We start from the raw sequence: 18,236 nt of genomic DNA on the forward strand, positions 1-18,236 counted from the left end.
CTCCCGTTTGAGGACTACTTCTATATTTTGCGTGAGATTGGAACCTGTGCGAGATTCGGATTTTCTGGGCTGGAGCCACGCGCTTTCTAAACCGCCGGTCTTTCTGTTTTCTGCTCAGCCTGGGTTCTCGTGCGATTCGGACGATTTCTTTGGGCTGATTTTTCGAGCTTAATTTCCCAGGCTCATTTTTAAGGCTTATTTTTCAAATGTGTGACTCAAATGACGCGCGATCGCCGTAAACTAATGTAAATTTCCGAATGAGGGGTGGAAAAAAGCCTGCCCGTCTGTATTATTTGTGGTGTGACGTTTGCTTACGATTTCTGGATTCGTCGGGTTTGAGTTTGAAGTTTAATATCAGCTTCTAGATTTTTGGCTCAAATCGTGCATTAGGCATTACGCTGAGTAATCCAGAATTTAGATAACTCTTCTGGGGTTTAAGTTCTCGAAACATTTCGACAGTTTCTAGGCGGGCGAAAGTAGGTCGCCTTGGCTTCTGAGTCCAGGTTTTGAGGGTTTGAGCAGCAAGAGGAGGCTGTGGTGAGGAGTGAAGGCGCAAACTGTGGATGCAAAGATTTCTCCAGGTCGGTCAATTTCAGTAACGGGGCGCACCTTGCTCCTGACGTTATCCGCGATTCTGGTCTGTCTGATGGCGGCGCTGGATGTGGCTGCGGGGCGATCGCCCTGGCAAGTGGCTAGTCTGACGTTGCCCTTTGCCCTGTCTGCGGCGGGGGTCGGAGCGTTGGGCTATGCGGCCGTGCCGCAACTCCGCGCCTGGAAAGCGGGCCAGGTGATTCGCGAGGATGGCCCCCAAGCGCACCTGAAAAAGGCGGGCACTCCGACGATGGGCGGCATTTTCGTGGTTCCCGTCGGCGTGGCGATCGCCCTGCTGCTCTCCGGGTTTCACCCGACCGTGTTGGCGGTTGCAGCGTTGACCCTCGCCTATGGGTTTATCGGCTGGCTTGATGACTGGCAAATCCTCCGCCGCAAGTCGAATAAAGGCATTTCTCCCCGCACCAAGCTGGCGCTGCAAATCGGCTTTGGGGGGCTGTTCTGCCTCTGGGCTTTTAGCCACTCATTTCCAGGTATGACCACGGTGCTGCTGCCCTTTGGACTGGCGCTGCCCTTGGGGGCGTTGTTCTGGCTAGTGTCGTGGTTTGTGCTAGTGGCCGAGAGCAACGCCACTAACCTGACCGACGGGCTGGATGGGCTGGCGGGCGGCACAGGGGCGATCGCCCTGCTCGGTCTGGCGGCACTCGTTGCCCCGGCTCACCCTGAGCTAGCCGTTTTCTGTGCGGCGATGGGCGGCAGCTACTTGGGCTTTTTGGTACACAACCATAACCCCGCCCGCGTATTTATGGGCGATACGGGTTCCCTAGCGCTGGGCGGAGCGCTAGCGGCTGCGGCGATCGTCAGCCAGTCGCTCTTTGGTCTGTTAATTCTGAGCGGTATCTTTCTGGTGGAGACCTTGTCCGTCATCGCTCAGGTCGGCTACTACAAAGCCACGAAGGATGAAAACGGTATCGGCAAGCGTCTCTTCAAGATGGCTCCGCTGCATCATCATCTGGAACTGACCGGCTGGTCAGAAACTCAGGTGGTTGGGCGGTTCTATCTAATTGGCGTGCTGCTGGTTCTAGTTTGCCTGTCGCTGTTTCAGGGCTAAGGCTAGGGTTAAGGCTTTTGCGCTGCCTGTAAAGAATGGTAGCGAACGCAACAAAAAAAGCCTTGGATTTCCTATGATTGAAGTGGAGCAAGTTAAGGATAGTTTATATTTCCTTTCGATTTCCGCTCTATCCAGATGACTCGCTCCTCGTTCACTCGTTGCTGAGGCCAGCGTTATGAATCTTTTTAAGGTCATTGGACAGGCGATTCAATTCCTTACCGAAGGAGCATCGGAGATTTTCAGCCCTGACCGAGACGAATATCCAAAAACGGGCGTGCAGCCCTATGAAGGTGATCCGCTGTCTGAGCGCGTAGAATCCACGAAGTAGCCGCTAAATTATTTGCCGACTGTCATTTCTGGACGGAGTCGGTTGGCTAGTCAATCGGTTGGCTAATCAAAAAATCCCCCCTCTATGCTGTTATTGGCTAAGGGGGGATTTTTGTAGGGACGCTGCTAGGATTGAAGCGCCAAGAAGCGATCGCCTGCGATCGCCCTTCCCTGCATCTTGCCCTACTCCAGAAGCCATTGCCCCTATGAATGCATCGACCCACGAAGCGACGAATGGATCAACCAATGCTCCTACCGACTGGTACATCGTCAAGCAGCCCGAAGGCCACTGCGATATCGTGACTGCGGCCGATCTGAACCCTGAACTTGCCAGCCCGTCGCAGACCGCAGGAGACACCGAAATCCAGCAGTGGGGGCCGTTTGCGTCCCAAAGCGAGGCGATCGCCCGTCGGGTGGGGCTGATTCGCGCTGGAAAATGTCTGCCGCGTTAAAGATAGTTGGGATCGAATAGCTAGAACAGTTGGCTCGCAAAGTGTCGCGCTAGGGCAGCGATTCGGCTCGGCGCTGCCGATGGGCCGCAATTTCCTGCCGCAGGGCCTCCAGTGCCCGCGCATATTGCGGATCAGCCAGCGTACCGATTTGATCCCGGTTTTGGCTGAGGGTTTCCCGCTGTTCGTCGGTCAACTCAACCAGCACATTGGGTTCGATCCCCTGCTTGTTGATATCGCGCCCGCTTGGGGTCAGATATTTGGCAACCGTCACCGCTAGCCCAGAGCCATCGCCCAGTCCCCGCACCGACTGCACCAGTCCCTTGCCAAAAGTCTGCGTTCCCACCAGCACCGCACGACCATTGTCTTGCAGCGCGCCCGACAAAATCTCGCTGGCGCTAGCCGAACCGCCGTCCACCAGCACCACGAGCGGCTTGTCTGTCAGGGCGCTGCCGTTGGCCCGCTCCTGTTCTGCAATGCCTTGGCGGTCTACGGTGGACACGATCACGCCTTCATTTAGCCACATGCGGGCAATGTCGATGCTGGCGTAGAGCAGTCCGCCTGGATTGGAGCGCAGATCGAGCACGTAGCCCGTTGCCTGCTGCCGCTCTAGATCTTGAATTGCCTCTTTCATTTCTTCTGAGGCGTTGGCGCTGAACTGGTTGAGGCGGATATAGCCGATCTTGCCCAGCGAGGAGTCTTGAAGAGAGTACCTAACTGGATGTAGCTCGATCCGGGCCCGTTGCAACTTGAACTCTAGCTCCTGATCGCCCCGACGAATGGTAAGCGTAACCTCAGTGCCGACCGGGCCGCGAATCAAGGACACGGCTTGGTTCACATCCATGCCCTCAGTCGTCTGATCGTTGATTTTGGTAATGACATCTCTAGCCAGAATGCCAGCCTGCGATGCAGGCGTGTCTTCGATCGGCGCGACAACCACCAGTTCTTTGGTTTCTTCGTCTTGGGAAAGCTGGATGCCGACCCCCGTCAGTTCGCCCGACGTATCGACCTGCATATCCCGAAACTCAGCCGGGTTCATAAACCGCGTGTAGGGATCACCCAATAGCTCCAGCATTTCGCGGATGGCAGCGTAGGCCTCTTCACGGTTCGTGTAGTTGCGCCCTAAATACTCCTGTCGGACGGACTGCCAATCAACCTGGTTAAACGTGGCATCGACGTAGGTGCGATTGATCAGTTGCCAAACCTCGTCAATTAGCTCCTTCGGGCTTTCCTGGAAGAACGCTTGCCCTTTGGACAGGTGCATCCCCGCCCCGGTAACGGTCATTGCTGCGACAGCAAATGCCGTGCTGCCCAAAACGAGTCCGCGTTTTGTAATATCCATAGCGATAGGAGGAGAAGGTCACGACGAGGGTATGCCCAATCTAGCACAGGCATCTTGGGTCGGTCTGCTTAATCATTACAGAAGCACAGAAGCATTGGCAACAGAAGCATTGACGAGAAAATCCCTGTGTCAAAGTTCGCGTGTCAAAGTTCGCCCAATCGGAGTGAGGAACTGAGCAAAACCGACGTTGGCTGAGATGTCCAGGGTGGAATGAGGGCGATCGCGCTCTCGCTCTCTAGACCCTACGGCTCAACCCAGCGTCCATCTGCCTTGATCAGGTTAATTAACTCCTGCACACCCTGATCTTCCGGAACGCGCTTAATTTCTTCACGTCCCCGATACAGCGAAATGTAGCCTGCCTGCTTGCCTACATAGCCATAGTCGGCGTCGGCCATTTCTCCGGGCCCGTTGACGATGCACCCCATCACGGCGATATTCAACCCGGTCAAGTGATTTGTAGCAGCGCGAACCTTGGCCAGCACCTCTTCCAGGTTAAACAACGTGCGTCCGCAAGACGGACAGGCGACATATTCCACCATCGTTCGCCGCAGCCCCAGCGCCTGCAAGATGCCGTAGCAGACCGGAATCTCCTTCTCCGGGGCTTCCGTTAGCGAGACGCGGATCGTGTCGCCAATGCCCTCGGCCAGCAGCGTGCCAATGCCTGCGGTGGACTTGATGCGTCCGTATTCGCCGTCTCCGGCTTCCGTCACGCCCAAGTGCAGCGGATAGTCCATGCCCAGCTCGTCCATGCGCTTCACCATCAGGCGGTTGGCGGCAATCATCACGGGTACGCGAGAGGCTTTCAGCGATAGTTCAATGTTGTAGAAATCCAGCGATTCGCAAATGCGGATGAACTCTAGCGCCGACTCGACCATGCCTTCGGGCGTGTCGCCGTAGGTGAATAACATTCGTTCTGCCAAAGAGCCGTGATTCACGCCAATCCGCATGGACTTGTTCTGGTCACGCAGCTTGATCACCAGCGGTTCCAGGGTTTCGCGGATTTTTTCGCCAATTTCAGTAAATTCGGCGCTGGTGTATTCCGTGCGATCGCTCTTGGGCTTTTCAAACACGTACAGCCCCGGATTGATCCGCACGTTGTCCACATAGTTTGCCACTTCCAGGGCGATTTTCATACCGTTGTGATGCACATCGGCCACCAGCGGCACGGGCTTGTAGGACTTGTAGAGGCGATCGCGGATTTCCTCCATCGCCTTGGCGTGGGCCATGCTGGGCACAGTCACCCGCACAATTTCGCAGCCAATTTCATGCAGCCGCCGAATTGCCGCAACGGAACCCTCGATATCCAGCGTGTCTTCGTTGATCATCGACTGCACCGCCACCGGATAGTCGCCGCCGATGGTAATGTCGCCCACGGGAACTGGGCGCGTTTTGCGGCGCACAATGCCCACGTTGGCATCGGCAGGGGCAGACGGAGGAGTGGGCGCATTGACAGGATTAGGAAGCGTTTGCATACCCTTGGGCGTGAGTAAAGATTGGCGATGGAGAATCTGGAAAGCAGAAACCGCGACTGACAGCCAGTGCGAAAGCCACTAGGCTATCCTTCACAAGGCTCTACGTTCCAGAGTGCCATAAACAGGGTACGTTTGGCGGTTATGGGCAGGTTATGGAGGCTAGAGAGAGATTAGGGAGGAGGTGTCAGGTGCGAATCAGGATGGAACCCAAAACCTGACTCCTGATTCCAAACGCCCAGTCAATTTAGTCGATCTGAATCGAGGTGGGGCGACTGGCGCTGCTGCTGGTGCTGGTCGTCCCAGTTTTGCGGAAGTTGGTGTAGAGGCGATCGCGCCATTCAAAAAACGGCGCAAACGTGCCCACGTCGGCGATGCCCGGAACGCCCTTGCCCTTCAGCGATTGGGGAATATCCAGGTAGTCGCCATCGGGAAACTTGACGTACATCGTCAGCCCCGCCACAGCAAAATCTGCCAGGGTGGGATGGTCGGTGATCAGGTAGGGCTGATCGAGCAAGATAAAGCAGAGCGCCGCCAGATCCCGCTTCATGGATGCTTCGGCTTCTTTGAGGGCATCTGGGGTTAACCCCACGCCCAGTTCCAGTACGCTAAATAGCTCATTGGGCACAGAGCTAACGACCGTTTTTAGAAAATCAGGAATCGTGTTGGGGAGAAACGACTGGCGGAAGCTCTGGTCTTTGCCCAGTGCGCCAATCATGCACTTGCGGGCATTCAGCCCAATGGATTCGTCAGCCCACTGCTCCATCAATAAACACAGCCCGCGCTGCTTGGGGTCAGTGGGAATAATCGGGCGATCGGGATAGGTCTTTTCCAGATACTCGGCAATTTCGGTGGAGTCGGCAATGATGGTGGAGCCGTCTTTCAGCACGGGCACCTGGCGCTGGCCAGACATCCGAAACAGATCAAGCTGGCCGACACCAGGGGTCACTTCCACCTTGCGATAGGGCAAGCCCTTATAGTCCAAAATTAGCCGAATCTTTTCGCAGTAGTGGGATAACTCAAATTGATAAAGCTCTAGCATGGCCTGCGTCCTCGGTGAGTAGGGCTGAGAAATGGTTGATTGTGTGAATGGGGTGCGGCAGGGAACTGGGTTGTCGAGTGGTTCAGATTGCCCCTAGTCACCATACCCTGAGTCTGTCGGCTCTACAAAGCAAGTAGGCTGCAAATCATCGGCAAAGAATCGGCCATCTTGCAAATGAGCGTCCCTGAAGGATTCGCGTATGATGGCTAGTGTCTCCTGCAAATTTTTTCTGCAAATTTCCTTGCTGTATGACTGGAACCGCGATTGGTAGTTACGCGCCCGACTTTGAACTGCCCGGTGTAGATGGCGAGGTGCATCATCTCGCTCGGTATCTGAAATCCTATCGGGCGGTTTGTGTGGTTTTCATGTGCAACCACTGCCCCTATGTGCGGCTGTATATTGATCGCCTCAAGCAAATTCAGGACGACTTTCAGGGGCAGGGCGTGACGTTGATCGGCATCAATCCCAACGACGACACGCGCTACCCCGACGATAGTTTCGACAAGATGAAGTCTTTTGCCATCGAGCAGGCGATCAACTTTCCCTACCTGCGCGACGTGACGCAGGAGGTGGCCGAGGCGTTTGGCGCAGAGCGCACGCCGGAGATTTACCTGCTGGATAGCGAGGGCATTCTCCGGTATAACGGGGCAATTGACGATAGCCCGCAGAATCCTGACGGGGTGCAGAAGGCTTATTTGAAAGAGGCGATCGCCAGCATTCTCTCCGGCACTGCGATCGCCGACACCCACACGCACACCATCGGTTGCTCCGTAAAATGGCGACAGCCGAGCGAAGCATAGCAACCTCTCCCTGTCGGCTATGGACTGCCGTCTGAATTACGGCACTGCACCAAGTTACGGCACTACAGACCAATTACGGCACTACAGCAATGCCTGAATATCGGCTTCCAGATCTTCTGGCTTTGTCGTGGGTGGGTAGCGCTTCACCACATTGCCCTGACGATCAACAAGGAACTTAGTGAAATTCCACTTGATTGCTTCTGTGCCAAAGATTCCTGGCGCAGATTTTGTCAAATATTGAAATAGAGGATGGGCATTGCTGCCGTTTACGTCTACTTTCTGGAACAGCGGAAACGTCACCCCAAACCGCGTTTCGCAAAACGTTTGAATCTGATCTGCTGTCCCCGGTTCTTGTTGACCAAACTGGTTGCACGGGAAGCCCAGCACCACCAGACCCCGATCGGCGTATTTGCTGTAGAGGGACTGAAGCCCCTGATATTGGGGTGTAAAGCCGCACTGGCTGGCCGTGTTCACAATCAACAGCACCTTGTCTTTGAACGCATCGAGCGATACGGGCTTGCCGTCGATGCTGGTGGCTGAAAAGTCGTAGATAGAGGCGGAAGCGGCAGTCATAGTGTTAACCCAGGATTAATCCGAGGACTCTGAAACATTACTTAACAATCTTAGCGAAATCCCTGGGGTCGAATGCAGGGTTTGCGGCTTTCGCGATGCCCTTTTGCGATGTCCTTTTACGATGTCCTTTTGCGATGCCTATCTGTCTGCTGGAGCCGGTGGTAAACCGGCCGCTTGGCGCTGACGGATTTTTCCGGTCTACTGTTATCTTGGGTTGGAAACAATTTAAAGTTCTAGAGAATTGTCACGACCTATGGGGAACACGTATCGGCGGGTTTTGCTAAAGCTGAGCGGCGAGGCACTGATGGGCGATCTCTCCTATGGGATTGACCCGGCAGTGGTGGATGCAATTTGTGCAGAGATTAAAGATGTAGTCGATACAGGCGTAGAAGTGGCCGTCGTCGTGGGCGGCGGCAATATTTTTCGCGGCATCAAGGGCGCGGCGGCGGGGATGGATCGGGCGACGGCGGATTACATCGGCATGATTGCCACCGTGATGAACGCGATGACGCTGCAAGACTCGCTGGAGCGAAAGGGCGTGCAAACTCGTGTGCTGACGGCGATCGAGATGCAGGAAGTGGCAGAACCTTACATTCGCCGCCGCGCCATTCGCCATTTGGAAAAGGGGCGAGTCGTTATCTTTGGTGCGGGGTCTGGCAATCCTTTCTTTACGACGGACACGACGGCGGCCCTGCGAGCAGCGGAAATTAGCGCAGAGGTGGTGTTTAAGGCGACAAAAGTGGATGGCATTTACGATGCTGACCCGAAGGTGAACCCCGATGCCCGCAGGTTCCAAACGCTGACCTACAGCTATGCGCTGGAAAAAGACCTGCGGGTGATGGATGGAACGGCGATCGCCCTGTGCAAAGATAACAATATCCCTATCATGGTGTTTAACCTGGCGGTTGAAGGCAACATTCGCCGCGCCTTGATGGGTGAACCCATTGGCACACTTGTTGGAGGCTCTTGTGGAATTAGCTGAAATTGAAGGCAATATGCAGAAGACCATTGAGGCTACTCAGCGGTCGTTTAACACCATCCGCACAGGACGGGCAAATGCGAGCATCCTCGACAAGGTGCAGGTGGAATATTACGGCACGCCCACGCCATTAAAGTCTCTGGCCAACATCAGCACGCCCGATGCCAGCACGATCTTGATCCAGCCTTACGACCGGGGCACGCTGAACCTGATCGAAAAGGCGATCCAGATGTCTGATGTGGGGCTAACGCCGAATAACGACGGCTCTGTGGTGCGGCTGAATATTCCGCCCCTGACGAGCGATCGCCGCAAAGAATTGGTAAAAATCGCCGCCAAATACGCCGAAGAAGGCAAAGTTGCCCTCCGCAACATCCGCCGCGATGCCGTGGACAGCGTTCGCAAGCAAGAAAAAGACGGCGACCTGCCCAAAGACACTGCGCTGGATTTGCAAGACAGCATCCAAAAGCTGACTGATAAGTATGTCGCCAAAATCGACGCGCTGCTGAAAGAAAAAGAGGCTGATATTATGACGGTTTAGCCGTCAGATTTTCGTCTGTGCCCCAGATTTAGAGTAGTGCATCGAGGTTGGGTTGAGCTTGTGGCATGGCGCTTGACCCTGCTCCAGACTGGAATATTGAGGTTATGACCCGCGTTCAGGAGTGACCTGTTCATGTATGACTGCATCATCGTGGGCGCTGGGCCTGCGGGCGCGAGTGCTGCCTATCACCTGGCAAAGCGCGATCGCTCGGTGCTGCTTTTAGAAAAGGAATCCCTGCCCCGCTATAAACCCTGCGGCGGCGGCGTGTCGCCCCAGGTGGCCGAGTGGTTTGATTTTGACTTTAGCCCGGCGATTTCGCTCAAGGTCAACACCCTCCGCTACACCTGGAACATGGACGATCCGGTGGTGGCTCAGCTTGAAAACCTAGAGCCGATCTGGATGGTGCGGCGCGACGTGTTCGACCATTTCCTGGTCAAAAAAGCGCAGGAACAGGGCGCAACGCTCAAAGATCGTACCGCCGTATCGGGTATTGAATGGCGAGGCAACGGCTGGCAGGTCAACACCGCGCAGGGCCCGTTTCTAGGAACCTATCTGATCGCTGCCGATGGAGCAAAGGGCTTCATGGCAAAGTGGCTGGGATTTGGCAACCGCAAGCGGAAACTGGGCGGTGCGCTGGAGGCAGAGGCCCGTCAGCCCATTGCCGATGACCAGACCATCCACTTCGAGTTTGGCATGGTCAAAAACGGCTACATCTGGAACTTTCCCAAGGCAGACGGCTATTCCGTCGGCATTGGCACCTTTCGCGGCGGCGAAGCGCAGGACTTCAAGCGCATCCTGACGGAATATTCAAAGCTGTTTAACGTCGATTTTGCAACCACCGAGCAGCACGGGCATCCCCTATGTCTGTGGGATGGTGACCAGACCTTGCATACTCAAAACGCGCTGCTGGCTGGCGAAGCTGCCTGCGTGGTTGATCCCATGACAGCCGAAGGGATTCGCCCTTCGATCTTTACGGGCGTGAAGGCGGCGGAGGCAATTCATGCGGCACTGAGCGGCAACCTAGAAGCGCTCGAAGGCTATACCCACACCATTCAGCAAGAGTGGGGGCAGGAAATGATCTGGGCAAAACGGCTGGCCAATGTGTTCTACGCCGCTCCCAGCCTGGGCTATCGGCTGGGGATCAAGCGGCCCTCTGCCACGGAGCGGATGGGGCAAATTCTTTGCGGCAAGCTGGGCTATCGCGATGTAGCCAACCGCGCTATTCAACGCCTCAGTGCCGGGTTGATCCCAGGAATGTAGAGCCGACTCGACGGGCAGAATTCACAATTGCAAAATTCTCCACTGCGAAATTCTCAATCTCAACTAGAGGTTGCTCAGCCGTGCCCTGCTAGCGAGACGGAATTTTGACCGTAAAGCTCGTCCAGCCGTCGGCGCTGTCGGCGCTGATCGTGCCGCTCAGTTGCTCCACCAGCTTTTGCACCAGCGCCAGCCCCAACCCCGTGCCGCCGTGCTTGTAGCGATCGACTTGCAAGACGCGATAGAACTTTTCAAAGATATGGGGTAGGTCGGCATTGGGAATTTCGGCCTGATTCTGGAGTCGGAAGATGGTGTAGGCTGTGAACCCGTTCTCCTCGGTAGGCGGCTGGAGCGAGACATCTAGCGCGATGCTCAGCCCTTTGGGCGTATACTTGCAGGCATTGTTCAATAGCTCCGCCAGAATGCGCCGCAGGATGGTCGGGTCGGTCACTAGCGGCGGCAAATCTTCGGCGCAGGAGACTTCGAGGGTTTGCTGGGAGTTGGCGATGCGGGTGCGGAAGGGTTCCACGAGGGCGGGCAGCCAGTTGGGCAGGTCGATGCGCTCGACGGTGATGGGAAAGACGGATTCCTCTAGCCGCTGCAAGTCTAGCAGGTCGTTGATGAGTTCTTCCTCTCGCGCCAGTTCGCTTTCCAGGATGCTGAGATACTGTTTTTGTTTTGCTTCGCTGGGGGCGGTTTTCAGCATGTGGATCGCCATTTTGACGTTGGCGATGGGGGTGCGTAGCTCATGCGAAACGGTGCTAAGGAACTGATCTTTGAGCTGATTGAGCCGCTCTAGTTCCGTGACTTGGGCTTGGGCTGCCTGATAGAGGCGGGCCTGGCGAATGGCGATCGCACACTGGTTGGCCACCTGCTGCACCATGCGAATCTCAAACTCGTTAAACACGTACTCCTTGCGATGAATCAGCCAGAGATCTCCCAGCACTGCCTGCTCCATACCCTCGGACGAGTTGGCATCGACGAAAATGGGGCAGGCCAGCATGGCTACGCGACCCCGCTGCGGGTTGGGATAGAGCGAGCAAAACTGGAAATATAGCCCCTGCTTGAGCTGGTGGTAAATATCCGGCGAGTCGTCCATCTGGGCCACACGGCCGTAGAAGGTGGGAATCGAGTGGGTATATTCGTAGCGGATGGTGGACGTGCCTTCCTCTAGGTCGTACAGCGCCGAGTTGCAGCCCGCCAGCCCCAGCACCAGCGTTAGCTCCTGCACGGCCGCCTGCAAGATCTGGCTTTCGTCGAGGCTGTCGCGCACCTTGTCGGTAATGCGCTTGAGCATGGATTCGTATTTCAGCACCCGCTCCATCTGCTCGGCGCGGCGCACGATTTGCTGTTCTAGGTCGGCATTCAACTGCTGCGCCTGCTGATAGAGGCGCGACTGCTGGAGGGCGATCGCCACCTGTTCGCTGAGATAGCGCAGCAAATCCACCTCGTGGGGCTGCCAGTGGCGGATGCCAGAACATTGATGCACCGACAGTAGCCCCAAAAGCTGGTCATCCCGCAGGATCGGCGCGACCAACACCGCCCGCGTCTGTTGCTGCCGAAAGAGTTCCAGCAGTTCCGGCGAATAGTCGCCCGTTTCGATATCATCCACAATCCGGTAGTGGCCCTGGCGAAAGTAGGCAATGCGCTGTTCGGCGATCGCCTGACTAACCCGCTCTCCTAACAGCGATCGCCACGGGGCAGCTACCGACTCTGCCACAATCACCGACCCGGCATCGTCTTCAAAGCTGTGAATCACCACCCGGTCTGCCTGGAGCGCTTGCTGCACCTCGATCACCGTGCTGTTCAAAATTTCGCCCGGATCAAGTGACTGACGAATTCGCTGGGTGATGCTGGCGACCGAGTGCGACTGGGCCGACTGCTGCTGAATTTGCTCAACCTGATGATCGTAGCTATCTAGCACGCGCGACAAATTGGCGCGAATCTGCAACAGCGCGTCTGCAAAGTCCATATTCTGTGGTGTAGTGGACGATGCAGGCAGCAAGTCAGAGGCTTGAGGGAGTTTAGCTGATTGAGAGGATCTGGCGCTAGCGGCTTTGGCTCCAGAGGATTTGGTACTGGAAGCGTTGGAACTGGTTGGGCGATCGCCCCGATCCTGCTGCTGCTCCTCCCCCTTAGCAAGACGCTCTGGTGACAGTCGCAACAGCAACTGCTCAACCTGATCCAGCGCCGCCTCCAGCTCCGTGTATCCTTGAGGAGGCTTGTTGGCTGGGTGTGCTGAAACCGAAGGCTGCGAATTCTGAGGCAAATTCCCTTGACTCACTACACGGACTCTCCTCAGCACATGACATCGTTGCAGCCTATCTTCCAGCAAAGCAAATATGCCCAAAATCCAGAAACCCTGCCATAGTACCCAACACTCATCAGATTTCGGTAACTACGCAGGTGAGTTGACACGGGAGCGCCGAAATCCCAAATCGAGCAGTGTTTAGATGGCTTGCGTGGCAAAGTGCCTATGAATCTCAAGCTAGCGTCCCTCAGAGAGGGCGCTCCCAGCCAGTTTCGTAATGCTCGATACAGAGTTTTCATCGGAACCCCGCAGCCGACACTCAGTTTGTCAGGAACACACGAAATACAATGGTCTGGGTTAGCATCCACAAGAATAGCAGGTTTTTTGGAGGGACGCTTTTGGGGAATTGGGGTACGGGAATAAGACTCAAGCAACCCCGTCACTCTATTTCACTCTATTACCTTGTTGCTCCGGTTACCTCTGTCACCTCATCACCTGGTCACTCCATTAGCTCATGTATACCCCGTTCCTCTACGATCGCACTCGTCCTGTCGGCAGCTTTTGGGAAACCACGGTAGACCCGGTGGAAGGGGCGGCGCTGGCGGGCGATCGCACCTGCGATGTGGCCATTATCGGCGGCGGCATCACGGGACTGTCGGCAGCGCTGCATTTAGCGCGGGCGGGCGTAGAGGCGTGTGTGCTGGAAGCGGGAACTCCGGCCTGGGGCGCGTCGGGGCGGAATGGCGGCTTTTGCTGTGTCGGGGCAACCTGGCTCGACCCGGAAGCACTGCTGAACCAGTTTGGGCGCGAGGAGGTGGGGCGATTTTTTCGGCAACAGCGGGAGGGCACGGAGCTAGTGCGCCAGATTGCTCAGGAGGAAGGCATTGACCTGGACGCGCAGGGCGACGGCGAGATCGAAGTGGCCCATCGCCCCAACCGATGGCGATCGCTCGAAGCGGCTTACGAATTTTTTAGCGACATTGCGGGCTATCCCTGCCAGCTCTGGTCGCCCAAGGAACTGACCGAACGGGCCTACCATAGTCCCGAAGCGCACGGGGCGCTGCATGTTGGCGTAGGCTTTGGGCTGAACCCGATGAAATATAGTCGCGGACTGGCGATCGCCCTCCAGCAGAAATCGGTTGCCCTCTTCGCCTATAGCCCTGTTCAGCGCTGGGAAACAGACGGACATGGACATCGGCTGCACACGCCAGGGGGAACCCTGCGGGCCCGGCGAGTCATTATCGCGACCAACGGCTACACCCAAGACTCCCTCCACCCGGCCATGTCTGGCCGCCTGCTGCCCGTCGTTTCCAACATCATTACCACGCGCCCCCTCACCGCCGCCGAACTCGCCGCCCAGGGCTGGAAAACCGAAACCCCCATCTACGACACGCGCAATCTGCTGTTTTACTTTCGCCTGCTGAAAGATGGGCGCTTTCTGTTGGGGACGCGCGGCGGCACACGGGGCACCCCCCAAGAAGCCGACCGCTATCGCCAGTGGATGAGGCGGAGGCTAGGCGAAATGTTTCCCGCCTGGCGCGACGTGGAAATTTCCCACTACTGGAGCGGGCTGCTCTGCGGCTCTAGGGCGCTAGTGCCCCATGTCGGGCAGCTTGCCGATGATCCCACAATCTCCTACGCGCTGGCCTATCACGGCAACGGCGTGGCCACCGCCACTTGGAGCGGCCGGGCGATCGCCTATCTGCTAATTGGCAAGATTTCAGAAACCGATCTGGCAACCCCCTTCCGCCAGCCTCTCCGCCGCTTCCCGCTGCCCCACCTGCGCCCGTGGTATCTGCGGGGGATGTTTAGTCTGTATAGCTTGCAGGATGCCTGGTAAGCGGGCGGGGCTGTGGGAGTCAGTTACCCTATCTCTGCATCACTCACGTTATTCCATCGCAGCACAGGTCAGCGGCGAGCCGCCAGGATTGGTCGCAGCGCGAGCAGCCTGGGCAACGCGAAAGTCGAGATCCGTCAGCCCGCCTGCGTCGTGAGTGGTGAGCCGCAGCGTGACGCGGTTGTAGGCGATCGTCAGGTCGGGGTGATGGGCGGCGGCTTCAGCGGGTTCCACCAGGCGATTCACAAAGGCGATCGCCTCCACAAAGTTCCCAAACGAGTAGGTGCAGGAAATTTCCTGTCCCGCTAGATCCCAGTCAGATAGATCCTGCATTTGCCGGGCTATCTCGTCACTGCTGAGCAAGACTGGGAGGGCGATCGCCCCCCGCGATCCGGCCCCCACTGCCAGCACCAGTCCCAGCCCAGCGCTCACTATCCAATTGCGCTGTGGCTCGATATTTCTGTGCATACGAAACTCCATTTTGATGGACTCATCTGACCGCCTCAAAATAAGATATCGCCCTCAATGCTGATCAGCAGACGATTTGCATGTGAAATATACAGATGGAGCAAAGCTCAAGAGTCTCAAGAGTATAGTAGGCGATCGCCCTCGAATACTTTTTCATAAGCTGGTATTTTTATGATTAAGTTTCGCAGTCTTGTTTTCTAGACTGCTGCAAGCTTCGCAGCAAATATTTAAGGTTGAAACATACCGGCGCACCCAGAGGTCATCACCAATGGGCGCTTTGCTGTTTTCTTGACTTTGCTGTTCTGATGGCTGCTTTTGATTGCGATTGATTTAGTTTTGACCGGGCGTAATCTCGCTTCGGGTGCGCTGGAATGTCATTTCAGTTCGTATATCCGTCTAGCAGCGTTCCAATATGAATGGTTATGAAATGCTTTTCAGCGGTTTGCAATTTCAGCGCCTTGCGTGCAGAACGCATTCTTAAAAGAGTTCCTGAACGCATTCCCGAACGCATTCTGTAACTGTGGTGTGACGTGGCGTATTTTCCTATGATTCAACCAAACTCATTCCCTAACAGTCCTCTTGATCCTCAAGATTTTGATCTCCAAACATTTGCCAAGCCAGTTCCCCGAATAGACGCACAAAATCTGACACAGAGGCAGTTTCGACAACAGCATCTTGCACCCGGAAAGCCCGTTGTGGTCACAGGGTTGCTGGATGGGCTGAATTGGAACTTAGACTTCCTGCTGAAACATTTGGGCAATTTGACCTTTCCGGTGCGGCAGTATGGGCGCGATCGCTACCAGCAAGACAAGCGCACTTGGCAAGACACTGGCAGCGGTGTACCGACGCAAAGCCTCAACTTTTCGCGCTATGTTGAAATGCTGAAATCGGGCGAAGCGCTGAAAAGAGATGCCTATCTGGGGCGCTGTTCGCTCAAGGGAACGCCGCTGGAGGCTGCGCCGCAGATCCGGTCGGCCGAAGCCAAGCTGGGACTCCGACTGCCCGCAACGGCGATTAATCTTTGGGTTGGGCCAGGGGGCCATACGTCTTGCTTGCACTATGACCCAATGGACGGCACGCTGATGCAGCTTCAGGGTGAAAAGCGGGTCATTTTGTTTCCGCCGTCCCAGCTTTATAACCTCTACCCGTTTTCCCTATTCAACTATGTGCGCCACGGCATGAAGCGGCGTGCAGTTTACAGTCAGGTCTATCCCGATCGCCCTGATTTTGAGGCATTTCCGCGCTATCGTGAAGCGCTTGAGCATTGCCAGCAGACGGTGCTGAAGGAAGGTGAGGCGCTATTTCTGCCTGCGGGCTGGTGGCATGAGGTCACGAGTCTGGGGCAGGGAGTGGTTTGCTCGGTGAATCGCTTTTGGCATGTCCTACCCTGGAGGCGATCGCTCACCAACTGGAGTAAGTGGCGGGTGCATTTGGGGGTGGTGATGGCCGCGCCCCATCTGGCTGCCAATATACTAGAGGCGATCGCCAGCACGGATCGAGAGCAGGCCTTTCGTAAAATCATGCAGCGAATGTGAGGAAGGACGAGATGACGGGGCTTGAGACGTTTCCCCAGCGCCACACCCGCCGCCCGATGGGGCTGTACGCCTCGCTGCTGCCGCCGCTGGTGTGGACGACGCTACTATATTTTGTGCCATTGGCGCTGCTGATTTCCTACAGCGTGTGGCGGCTGGAGGCGTTTGATATTGTCAAAGAGTTTAGCCTGGTCAATTTCAAAACGATTTTCACGAATGCCGCCTATCGCACGGTGATTTTGCGAACCGTGGGCACGGCGCTGGGAGTGACGCTGATTGATATCGTGCTGGCCCTGCCGCTGGGCTGTTTTATTGCGCGGTTTGGCGGCAAGTGGCGATCGCTCCTGACGATTCTCGTCATCCTGCCGCTGTGGTCAAGCTATCTGGTGCGGGTGTTTGCCTGGAAAATCATTCTGGGCTATAACGGCGTGTTGAATACGGCGCTGCTGTCGCTGGGCATTCTTCAGGAACCCAGCACGGTGTTCCTCTACAACCAGTTTTCGACCGTGCTCACGTTTGTTCACGTCTGGCTACCGTTCATGATCTTGCCCATCATCACCGCCTTCGAGCGGTTGCCCCAAGACTTGCTGGAAGCCTCCGCCGATCTGAACGCGCCGCCACTCACAACCTTTCGCCGAGTCATTCTGCCCCTGGTGACACCGGGCGTGTTTGCGGGTTCTATCAGCGTGTTCGCGCTGACGATGGGCGACTACATCACGCCGAGTCTGGTAGGCAGTCCCAGCGGCATTATGCTGGGCAATGTGATCTCGTCTCAGTTCGGTGTGTCCTATAACTGGCCACTGGGTGCGGCGTTTTCGCTGGTGGTGATGCTGATTGTGTTTGTTGGTCTGGCGATCGCCCTCCGCCAGGGCGCGTTGGAGGGCTGATGGTGGAAATTGGGTAAAATGGAGGATGGGTTTGGATTTTGGATTTCAGAGTTTGGATTCTAGATTTTGGATTTTAGAGTTTGGATAGCCCGGCTGAAATCGGCAATCCAAAACCCAAAATCGAATCAGTGTGTCGTAAACCGACTAGCGGCGTATTCCCAGTATTCGCTGTAGCGATCGTCGGGCTGCACGTCGCAGTAAATTTCTCGGATGCGATCGCGGCTGCGATCGTCGTCGCGGGTTTGCAAATCGCAGGTGCCACGGGCAGGCACATAGCGATCGCCCAATTCCGATGAGCGGAAATAGCGAACCCGCAGCACTGAGTCGCCGCCCAGGGTTTCTCCTACCTCTCCGACATATTCCAGCACAGCGCGGGAGCTGCGGAGCCGCAAGCTCACCTCATTGTCGCGGCGAAGACGAATGATTTCCGCCACGCCAGACGTGCGGTAGCGCCGGGTTTCAATGCGGCCCTGCGACTCATAGACCACGTCTGAGCTAGACGGCGGACGGCTGCTAGAGGAACTGCCCTCCTCGACCGACAGATGGCGACGCTGCACCCAGCCTGCCCCGCGATCGCCCCGCACGTAGACCCAATCCCCATCGCGGCGAATCACCTCGACGCGATCGCCCCGCCGAAACACGTTGGTCATGGGATAGCTTTCGCCGGGCCCAGTGCGAACACTAAGTCCGTCGATGGTGACGCGCCCGATCTGGGCCAGGGCGGCCCCTGCGGATAGGGCGATCGCCATGCAGGTTGCCAGAGCCACGCCCACACTCCGACGAATCTGTTCACACTGCCTAAGCTGCATCATTTTCATGATCACT

17 protein-coding genes are annotated in these 18,236 nt (G+C 56.3%); 10 read left to right on the forward strand and 7 right to left on the reverse strand.

What is annotated here, in order from left to right; all coding sequences use genetic code 11:
- Nucleotides 1-559: 559 nt before the first annotated feature.
- The 3 genes from mraY (at nucleotide 560) to IGS16_RS10000 (ending at nucleotide 2,439) form a co-directional block, all read left to right on the forward strand.
- Nucleotides 560-1,660: a phospho-N-acetylmuramoyl-pentapeptide-transferase gene (gene mraY, locus IGS16_RS09990; RefSeq protein ID WP_297085349.1), complete on the forward strand. Its 1,101-nt coding sequence runs from the start codon at nucleotides 560-562 to the stop codon at nucleotides 1,658-1,660.
- Between the two features lie 175 nt (nucleotides 1,661-1,835).
- Complete coding sequence (locus IGS16_RS09995; RefSeq protein WP_068509430.1) at nucleotides 1,836-1,988, forward strand: isochorismate synthase; 153 nt, start codon at nucleotides 1,836-1,838, stop codon at nucleotides 1,986-1,988.
- 205 nt (nucleotides 1,989-2,193) lie between these two features.
- Nucleotides 2,194-2,439, forward strand: coding sequence for a hypothetical protein (locus IGS16_RS10000; protein ID WP_297085224.1), 246 nt, complete (start codon nucleotides 2,194-2,196; stop codon nucleotides 2,437-2,439).
- A gap of 49 nt (nucleotides 2,440-2,488) precedes the next feature.
- On the opposite strand, the gene ctpC is transcribed toward IGS16_RS10000, so the two are convergent.
- The 3 genes from ctpC to IGS16_RS10015 form a co-directional block, all read right to left on the reverse strand.
- A complete protein-coding gene (gene ctpC, locus IGS16_RS10005) occupies nucleotides 2,489-3,778 on the reverse strand; it encodes a carboxyl-terminal processing protease CtpC (protein WP_297085225.1) in 1,290 nt (429 codons plus the stop codon).
- Between the two features lie 242 nt (nucleotides 3,779-4,020).
- A complete protein-coding gene (gene ispG / locus IGS16_RS10010) occupies nucleotides 4,021-5,250 on the reverse strand; it encodes a (E)-4-hydroxy-3-methylbut-2-enyl-diphosphate synthase (protein WP_068509423.1) in 1,230 nt (409 codons plus the stop codon).
- Between the two features lie 244 nt (nucleotides 5,251-5,494).
- Nucleotides 5,495-6,289 (reverse strand): glutathione S-transferase family protein, encoded by a 795-nt coding sequence (locus tag IGS16_RS10015; RefSeq protein ID WP_297085226.1) that lies wholly within the window; start codon nucleotides 6,287-6,289, stop codon nucleotides 5,495-5,497.
- 248 nt (nucleotides 6,290-6,537) lie between these two features.
- Between IGS16_RS10015 and IGS16_RS10020 the strand changes: the two genes are divergently transcribed.
- The gene (locus IGS16_RS10020; protein WP_297085227.1) at nucleotides 6,538-7,089 is read left to right on the forward strand and encodes a thioredoxin family protein; all 552 of its coding nucleotides are present in this window, start codon (nucleotides 6,538-6,540) and stop codon (nucleotides 7,087-7,089) included.
- 81 nt (nucleotides 7,090-7,170) lie between these two features.
- Here the strand turns inward: IGS16_RS10020 and IGS16_RS10025 are convergent, their stop codons facing one another.
- Nucleotides 7,171-7,662: a glutathione peroxidase gene (locus IGS16_RS10025; RefSeq protein ID WP_297085228.1), complete on the reverse strand. Its 492-nt coding sequence runs from the start codon at nucleotides 7,660-7,662 to the stop codon at nucleotides 7,171-7,173.
- A gap of 253 nt (nucleotides 7,663-7,915) precedes the next feature.
- Here IGS16_RS10025 and pyrH point away from each other — a divergent pair, with 253 nt between their 5' ends.
- The 3 genes from pyrH (at nucleotide 7,916) to IGS16_RS10040 (ending at nucleotide 10,439) form a co-directional block, all read left to right on the forward strand.
- Nucleotides 7,916-8,644 carry a UMP kinase gene (gene pyrH, locus IGS16_RS10030; RefSeq protein ID WP_068509415.1) on the forward strand — a complete coding sequence of 243 codons (729 nt, stop codon included), beginning with the start codon at nucleotides 7,916-7,918 and terminating at the stop codon, nucleotides 8,642-8,644.
- On the forward strand, nucleotides 8,631-9,179 hold the full coding sequence (gene frr, locus IGS16_RS10035; RefSeq protein WP_297085229.1) for a ribosome recycling factor: 549 nt from the start codon (nucleotides 8,631-8,633) through the stop codon (nucleotides 9,177-9,179). Before pyrH ends, frr begins: the two co-directional genes overlap by 14 nt.
- Nucleotides 9,180-9,311: 132 nt before the next feature.
- Nucleotides 9,312-10,439: a geranylgeranyl reductase family protein gene (locus IGS16_RS10040; protein WP_297085230.1), complete on the forward strand. Its 1,128-nt coding sequence runs from the start codon at nucleotides 9,312-9,314 to the stop codon at nucleotides 10,437-10,439.
- An 88-nt stretch (nucleotides 10,440-10,527) separates the two neighbouring features.
- Here the strand turns inward: IGS16_RS10040 and IGS16_RS10045 are convergent, their stop codons facing one another.
- A complete protein-coding gene (locus IGS16_RS10045) occupies nucleotides 10,528-12,720 on the reverse strand; it encodes a GAF domain-containing protein (RefSeq protein ID WP_297085231.1) in 2,193 nt (730 codons plus the stop codon).
- A gap of 481 nt (nucleotides 12,721-13,201) precedes the next feature.
- Here IGS16_RS10045 and IGS16_RS10050 point away from each other — a divergent pair, with 481 nt between their 5' ends.
- A complete protein-coding gene (locus tag IGS16_RS10050) occupies nucleotides 13,202-14,527 on the forward strand; it encodes an FAD-binding oxidoreductase (protein ID WP_297085232.1) in 1,326 nt (441 codons plus the stop codon).
- A gap of 48 nt (nucleotides 14,528-14,575) precedes the next feature.
- Here the strand turns inward: IGS16_RS10050 and IGS16_RS10055 are convergent, their stop codons facing one another.
- Nucleotides 14,576-14,992 carry a 4a-hydroxytetrahydrobiopterin dehydratase gene (locus IGS16_RS10055; RefSeq protein ID WP_297085233.1) on the reverse strand — a complete coding sequence of 139 codons (417 nt, stop codon included), beginning with the start codon at nucleotides 14,990-14,992 and terminating at the stop codon, nucleotides 14,576-14,578.
- A gap of 545 nt (nucleotides 14,993-15,537) precedes the next feature.
- On the opposite strand from IGS16_RS10055, the gene IGS16_RS10060 reads away from it, so the two are divergent.
- Nucleotides 15,538-16,527 (forward strand): cupin-like domain-containing protein, encoded by a 990-nt coding sequence (locus IGS16_RS10060; protein WP_297085234.1) that lies wholly within the window; start codon nucleotides 15,538-15,540, stop codon nucleotides 16,525-16,527.
- A gap of 11 nt (nucleotides 16,528-16,538) precedes the next feature.
- Nucleotides 16,539-17,411, forward strand: coding sequence for an ABC transporter permease (locus IGS16_RS10065; protein ID WP_297085235.1), 873 nt, complete (start codon nucleotides 16,539-16,541; stop codon nucleotides 17,409-17,411).
- Nucleotides 17,412-17,536: 125 nt separating this feature from the next.
- Here IGS16_RS10065 and IGS16_RS10070 read toward each other — a convergent pair whose 3' ends face one another.
- Nucleotides 17,537-18,223, reverse strand: a complete 687-nt coding sequence (locus IGS16_RS10070; protein WP_297085236.1) for an SH3 domain-containing protein — start codon at nucleotides 18,221-18,223, stop codon at nucleotides 17,537-17,539.
- Between the last annotated feature and the right edge of the window lie 13 nt (nucleotides 18,224-18,236).

Source organism: Thermoleptolyngbya sp. C42_A2020_037, assembly GCF_015272455.1.
Lineage (GTDB): Bacteria > Cyanobacteriota > Cyanobacteriia > Elainellales > Elainellaceae > Thermoleptolyngbya.